Origin of the sequence: Vibrio sp. V19_P1S1T109 (assembly GCF_002241375.1) — a bacterium.
GTDB lineage: Bacteria > Pseudomonadota > Gammaproteobacteria > Enterobacterales > Vibrionaceae > Vibrio > Vibrio anguillarum.
This window is the reverse complement of record NZ_NDIM01000019.1, coordinates 1-5,655: the sequence shown is the minus strand read 5'-3', so window position 1 is coordinate 5,655 and position 5,655 is coordinate 1. Positions and strand designations below refer to the sequence as shown.

Sequence of the window (5,655 nt, the reverse complement as noted above, 5' to 3'; positions counted from 1 at the left end):
ACCTCTTGTACTGTGCCAGTTGCTACTACTTGGCCTCGTTTCAGCGCAATGATGGAATCGGAGTAACAGGATGCAAAATTGATGTCGTGAATCACCACGACTACCGCTTTATTCAACTCATGTGCTAAACGCTGAATAGTGGCCATGATCTGCAATGAGTGTTTGATATCGAGGTTGTTTAACGGTTCATCGAGAAAGATGTAATCGGTATCTTGGGCGATCACCATGGCAATAAAGGCCAGTTGGCGTTGGCCGCCACTCAGTTCGTCTAGGTATTTATCTTCTATCGCTTTAAGATCAAGATATTCGATCGATTGTTCAATCATCGCATGATCGTTGGCCGTTAATTTACCTTGCGAATAAGGAAAACGGCCAAAAGCCACCAGCTCTTTCACGGTAAAACGCATGGTCAGAGTATTGGCTTGACGCAGAACCGACAGCTTTTTAGCCAACGCCTTAGTATCCCACTCAACCAGCTCTTTGCTTTCAATCCAAACTTTACCGCTATCACGGCTAACCAAACGGCTGGCCATCGACAGTAAGGTACTTTTCCCTGCGCCATTAGGGCCAATAATTGAAGTGACCTTGCCTTTTTCAAACTGCGCACAGGCCTTATCCACAACGGCTTGTTGGCCAAACACTTTAGTCAGTTTATCTAGCTGAATCATATGAAATTAAACCATTTTATTACGTAAAAGGAGGGAGAGAAAATAGAGACCTCCGATGAAATTTACCACCACACTCAGCGTTGTTTCAAACTGGAATACTTTTTCAACCACCCATTGACCAGAAAGCAATGCACACACCGCCATCGCGGAACAACCAATCAATAAGGTTCGATGTTGGTATGAACGAAACCACTCGCGCGTTAAGTTGGTGACCAATAAGCCAAAGAACATCACGGGCCCAACTAAAGCTGTAGAAATAGCAATTAATACCGCACTAAGCATCAACACATGGTGCGTCACTCGGCGTACATCCACCCCTAAACTGACCGCGTTATCGTTATCCAACCATAAAACATCCAACACGCGATGCAGGCGAAACAGGCCAAAGCAAACCAACAGTAGTAATGGTGTTACCCAATACACAAGTTCCACTTTCACGTTGTTGAAGCTCGCAAACATATTGGACTGTACCGATGAAAAATCATTCGGATCCATCAGCATGATCAAAAAGGAGGAAATGCTGGAAAACAGTTGCCCCAGAATGACTCCTAATAGCAACAACACCATTAAGTTGCTCTGCTGCTTACGAAAATAAAAAGCGAACAACAAACTAGAAAACAGCAACATGGCGGCAACGGACAACGAAAAATTGAGGTAAGCATTAAGCGCGTAGCTACTTAGGCCACCAAAAAGAGTCACCACTAACACCTGCACAAACAGGTAGAGTGAATCAAACCCCATGATGCTGGGCGTTAAAATTCGGTTGTGGGTAATGGTTTGAAACGCTAGAGAGGACTGCGCAATGGCAATACCCGCTAACACCATCGCCAATACTTTGGGTACACGACGAGAAAGAAAATAGTGATAGTTGCCGGCGTTCAATCCAACACCAATAAATAACCCAGCAAAAAGCAGAGAAGCCAAAACCAGTAACCACAGTTTGGTATGATCACGCAAAGTGATGCTCGCACATACAGACTTACCCATGGCGTTGTCCTCGCAACAGCAACACAATAAATACACTGCCACCGAGAATACTGATGATCATCGAAATCGGCACTTCATAGGGGAAAATAATCAAACGGCCGCCCAAATCGCATAGCAGTACCAATAACGCACCGAAAATGGCCGTACGAGGGATATTTTTGCGCAAGTTGTCACCGTAATAGTGGCTGACTAAATTGGGCACAATCAACCCTAAAAAAGGCAGTTGACCGACAATCATCACAACCGTCGCAGACATCACCGACACCAAACAAACGCCAATCACCAGCACTTGCTGATAGTTAAGCCCTAAGTTCACAGCAAAATCTTTACCCATGCCGACCGCCGAAATTCGCGCCGCATACAAATAGCTAAAGAGGGCAACCGGAATCGCAATATAGAGCAGTTCGAAATCCCCTTTCAGCAAATTGGCAAAATTGGCTACCGTCCAGCTAGAAAGGTTTTGTATCGCATCGTATTTGTAAGCGATGAAGGAGGCGGCGGATTCCACCACATTACCAAAAATAATGCCGATCAAAGGGACAAAAATGGCATTTTTAAACTGCACGCGCTGAATCAGTTGGACAAACAGCAAAGTGCCCGCAATCGAAACCGAGAAAATAAGCCACAAGCTTTCACCGTGGCCAAAAAAGACTAAGCTCAACACGTAGCCCAGCATGGCGCATTCAATGGTACCGGAGGTAGAAGGCGCGGCAAATCGGTTTTGGCTGATTTGCTGCATAATAAGACCCGCGATACTGAGCCCTGCCCCGGCTAAAACAATCGCCAACAAACGTGGCAACCGACTGGTAAAGAGCAGTTGCCAAGCATGGGCATCCCCTTGCAGTAATGCCATTAGTGATAGATTGCCTACCCCCACAAACAGTGAAGATAGGCTGACTACCAACAAAGCAAGCAATAACTTTTTCAAAGCTAACCTCAGCTTGTTTGTGGCAAATTAGTGAATGTGTACAGCATTTCTAACGTCGCTGATCATCTGCTCGGTAGCAGTCACACCAGAAATGGATAGGTACCAAGCATTAAGGTCTAAAAACGCCATGCTTTTATTTTTGTAGGCTGCAGTCGCTTTGATCAGGTCATTTTCAAACTCTTGGCGAGTGTGACTTTGCCCTTTGTTGACCAACGTATCACGATCAATGATCAATAAGGTTTTAGGATCATGTTCGCGAATAAATTCATAAGAGATTAGATCGCCATGGCGTGTCGCTTTGATGCTATCGACGGTCGTTTTGAATCCAAAATCTTTATACACCGCCGAGAAACGTGATTCAGGCCCAAAAGCGGTAATGTTACCGCCAGAGCTCATCACTGTGAGCGCATCGATTTGGTTGTTCTGATTAAAGCTACGAAGTGCTTGAAACTGCTTATCTAAATCTTCAATTTTGGCTTCCACTTGGTCTTCAATAGCAAAGACTTTGCCTAGATTACGCCACTGCTGTTGTGTACTCTGCCAGTAGCCTTGGCTTGCATCGGCTGCAAAAACGATAGTTGGTGCAATTTTAGATAGCTCGTCATAACTGGTTGCGGCGCGCGGCCCAATCACAATCACATCCGGTTTTTGCATATAAATGGTTTCGAAATCAGGCTCAAATAAAGAACCGGCAGGTGCGTATGTATCGCTGTTGTACTTCGCTAAATAATTCGGCAGTTCAGTCACTTTCGATACCGCGACAGGTTCAATACCAAAGCGATCTAACGTATCTAACGCACCCAAACCAATGACAACCACACGTTGCGGATTTTGCTCGATCGTCGTGGTACCGAGTTGATGCTCCACAGAAACGGTTTTAGCACTGAGAGTAAAAGAGGTAAGCAAGCCAAGTGCTGCCAAACTAAACAACGATTTCATATAGGTTCCCATTTAAAATAACTGCGACAGATTTTGATAAGCATTCGCATTAAGTTCGGGTAATATAATCGTTGACCGTCGTTCAAGCAACCCTATTCACATCAAAATCGGCCATGATGATCAGAAGCAGCAAGAATGATGAAAAAGCGAGCGCTAATAAGAGATTCGCGCTCGCTTTCTAGGGGGAGAGAAATGTTATGGACGTGTCGGGTTAATCGTCAAAGGTTCAAAAGTGGCCACTGCGTTACCACTCGCTCCAGGATGATCAACATAGCTGGTGTCTTGCATCAAGGTGTAAAAGACATCGACATAATCGTCGTCGTTGACCAGTAAACCATCGGGAATCGCATCAATGATCTTACCCGTGATTTGCGGAATAATCGCATACGCCTGCACTTCTGGATCAGGGATAAGCTTCAGCACTTCTTCCGCTACTTTGACGAGTAATTTAGCCAGCTCCTTATAATCGGTACCATCATCTTGCTCCATCAAGATAAGATCGGCTGCGCCCCAACGGTAACGAGACCATTGGATCATCACTTGATTTGGGAAGTAATCTTGCTTGTCGTAATCCAAATAAGGCATTTCAACTAAGTCAATGGTCGGCTCATCTCGGCTTGGATTGATGCCTGTAACAATCGCATAAATTTCAGCCGCTCCAGAGATCCACGGTTCTTTGTCATCCGCTAAACGAATTTTTTTCAGCACTGTGGTGGAAATAGGCTCAGCGCTATTATCGCTGCTGCGGGCCATCGCTTGCGCGGCGACGCTACCACTTTCTACTGTGGTCAATGTGGTCGATTGACCCAATGCGTTCATCTGTGCACGCATTGCTTGTAAGCCTGCGCGCAATTCCACTTCGCTATTACTATCAACCACGAAAACGGGTACATCTGGCATTTGATATACATCCAGTTGATGCACCTGTCCGTACACATCAAACGCTTCAATATATTGCCAAGACGCATCATTACCTTTGGGCTCAAAAGCAAACAACGGGCTTTGCCCTTCTTGCCACTCTTTAATCATCGACGCATCGGCAATACGCAGTTGCAGCAATTGCTCAGTAAAATCCTCAATGCCTTTCATTGAACGAATTTGCGCGTCCGCTACAACCATCTGTTGACTAAAATCGGAATCAGGCTGCTCTTCAAACAAAGTGGAAACAGAAATGGATAGGTTTTGCGCGCTGATTTCAGTTTTAAGTATGGTTTCAAGCTCGGCGTAACTTTCACTTAGTTGCAGTGCTAACGCTCTTTTTTGCTGTGCAATCGCATCAGCATTAGATTGGCTGGTGCTACTGGTTGTCGCTTCTTCTGAGTTGCACCCCATAATAGTGGCCACAAGCAGTAATGAAACGGGTGTTATATATCTCATAATGAACCCTTAATATTTTTAATTACAACATAGAGTAATAACTCTACATAAAAACACAATATCACCGAATACTATTCTTTCAAGAAATAAATAGAGTGTTAATTTATATTCTTCCCACAAGATCAAATTATTATTAAGTAAAGATTAAATTACACAATGTTAATATAGCTATTACTTTTCTGGCTAATTATATGATTTTAATAAAAAGAAGTGCTTTTACACTTCTTTTTATTCATTAATTATTCATAAGTTGCATAGAGCTCGACTTGGCTATTGGCTTGCTGTGCATTAAGCATGAAATGGACATAGCCCGCTTGCGTTACTGGCAGTTCAATATACTCATAGCTATCAGCACGTTTAGACGCTTGATCAAAATGAGTCAATGTAGGCCAGTGCTCGCTTTCTGCATAAAGATCAACATTGTGGGCTGCCATCTTATCAATAGGCTGGAGCCAAACTTTGACACTGTTCATTCCCTCTGGTACATAAATCGCTGCATAGCGAGTTTGATGAATACCCAACGTCATTGGCTGACGATTTTCGAGAACAACAGGTGCTAAATCATCACTAGGCTTTTGCGTATTATCGGTAATGGCGTAACTTACTTTCGTATTTAATTCAACACGCTGGTAAGCTTCTCTACCCGTAATACTAAAATAATAGCGACCCGGTAAAACGGTACCATTGGCTTGTTTTTCTAGTGCAATTGTTTCATTACTATGCAGTTCAAAATTTGTTATTTGATAATCATAATAA

5 protein-coding genes and 1 pseudogene are annotated in these 5,655 nt (G+C 43.8%); all 6 read right to left on the bottom strand.

Annotation, left to right across the window (positions count from 1 at the left end; all coding sequences use genetic code 11):
* Positions 1-668 (bottom strand): iron ABC transporter ATP-binding protein (locus tag B9J87_RS01320; RefSeq protein ID WP_094149225.1); only part of this gene is annotated, 668 nt, incomplete at its 3' end.
* 6 nt (positions 669-674) lie between these two features.
* Positions 675-1,625, bottom strand: coding sequence for an iron chelate uptake ABC transporter permease subunit VctG (gene vctG / locus B9J87_RS01315; RefSeq protein ID WP_094149226.1), 951 nt, complete (start codon positions 1,623-1,625; stop codon positions 675-677).
* Positions 1,626-1,647: 22 nt separating this feature from the next.
* Positions 1,648-2,583 (bottom strand): iron chelate uptake ABC transporter permease subunit VctD, encoded by a 936-nt coding sequence (vctD, locus tag B9J87_RS01310; RefSeq protein WP_026027432.1) that lies wholly within the window; start codon positions 2,581-2,583, stop codon positions 1,648-1,650.
* 27 nt (positions 2,584-2,610) lie between these two features.
* On the bottom strand, positions 2,611-3,522 hold the full coding sequence (locus tag B9J87_RS01305; RefSeq protein ID WP_026028180.1) for a siderophore ABC transporter substrate-binding protein: 912 nt from the start codon (positions 3,520-3,522) through the stop codon (positions 2,611-2,613).
* 195 nt (positions 3,523-3,717) lie between these two features.
* On the bottom strand, positions 3,718-4,899 hold the full coding sequence (locus B9J87_RS01300) for a DUF3103 domain-containing protein (RefSeq protein ID WP_094149224.1): 1,182 nt from the start codon (positions 4,897-4,899) through the stop codon (positions 3,718-3,720).
* A 239-nt stretch (positions 4,900-5,138) separates the two neighbouring features.
* Positions 5,139-5,655 (bottom strand): annotated as a pseudogene (locus B9J87_RS17680) (collagenase); the annotation flags it as partial.